General features: G+C 56.4%; 1 protein-coding gene. It reads left to right on the top strand.

Features of this window, described 5'->3' with window-relative positions; all coding sequences use genetic code 11:
• Positions 1-198: 198 nt before the first annotated feature.
• Positions 199-1,219: hypothetical protein (locus D6694_08155; GenBank protein RMH42269.1), on the top strand; the 1,021-nt coding region annotated here is incomplete at its 3' end.

Raw genomic sequence — 1,219 nt, 5'->3', positions numbered from 1 at the left:
GCATGCACCGCCGGCACCGGGCCAAAGAGTCGACCTGATCGAAGGTCAGGCCCTCAGCGGCGCCACCGGCCTGGTCCAGGTCAGCCAGTCGGCCGGTTCAGGCAACAGCATTCGCAACAGCATTGGTATCGCCCTGATGTCCATGACCATTGAGTAGTCCAGCAACCACCAACACGCACATGAAAGGGGGAACAAACCATGAAACGCATTCTCTGCCTGCTCATCGCCCTGCCCTTTGTTCTGGCGCCGGCACTGGCTTTGGCGGACGAACACAAAAAAGATGACGACAAAAAGCCGGGCGCCAATCTCACGATGGAGCTGAAGAAAAAGGTCGAGGTCGAAGTCAATATCAAGGGCAACCTTCAACCGAATGGCGCGGCGACTGCCGTGGTGAACAATGCCCAAACCATCAAGGGCAATGGGGTGTTCAACCAGCAGCTGGTCAATGATGCCAGTGTCAGCGACAACGCCCTGAAAGGGGCTGAGGGCAACATCGGCGTCAACACCGCCGCAGGAACCAACAACGCCCAGGACAACCTGACCGCCATCGCCAAAACCGAAGAGGATGGGGCTCTGATCGACGCCGAAATTTACAAAACCCAGACGGTTGAAAGCGACATGGTTGAAAATGCCGCAACAACCAACGACGCGACCCTGAATGGCAGTGCATTGGAAGGGGCCGAGGGCAACATCGGTGTCAATCTCGGTGCCGGGACCTACAATGCACAGAGCAACATGACCGCCATCAGCGTCGGTCAGGGTAACAGTGGGATCGCAACCGTCGACCTGAATCAGAACATCAAGGACAACTGCACCCAGAACACGCCTGAAAAGAGTCTTGAATTTGAAGGGAAATACAAAACGAGTGAATCCCATCTGGCCGGGACGATAGCGCTGCCAGGCGGAAAATTTGAAAGCGAAATCAAACAAAAAGAAGAACATGGGGAACATGAGGGGCCCAAACCCAAATCGGCGAAGCCCGAGGGCCATGATGACCATGGCGACAAAGAGATGAAGTTCGAGCAGAAAGGCAAATTCTCCTTTGACGACCTGGCCCAGGTCAACCTGGACGGCAGCAACACAACCTTTAATACGCACTTCCGCTGCGCCACCTATCCGACCACCAACACCGCCAGCTTCGGTGGCAACGCGCTCCAGGGCGCCAGCGGCAACATCGGCGTCAACATCGTGGCCGGCAGTGGCAACCTTCAGGCCAATG

This window comes from Gammaproteobacteria bacterium (assembly GCA_003696665.1).
Classification (GTDB): domain Bacteria; phylum Pseudomonadota; class Gammaproteobacteria; order Enterobacterales.
The sequence above is the reverse complement of the archived record's forward strand: the minus strand, read 5'-3'. Positions and strand labels throughout refer to the sequence as shown.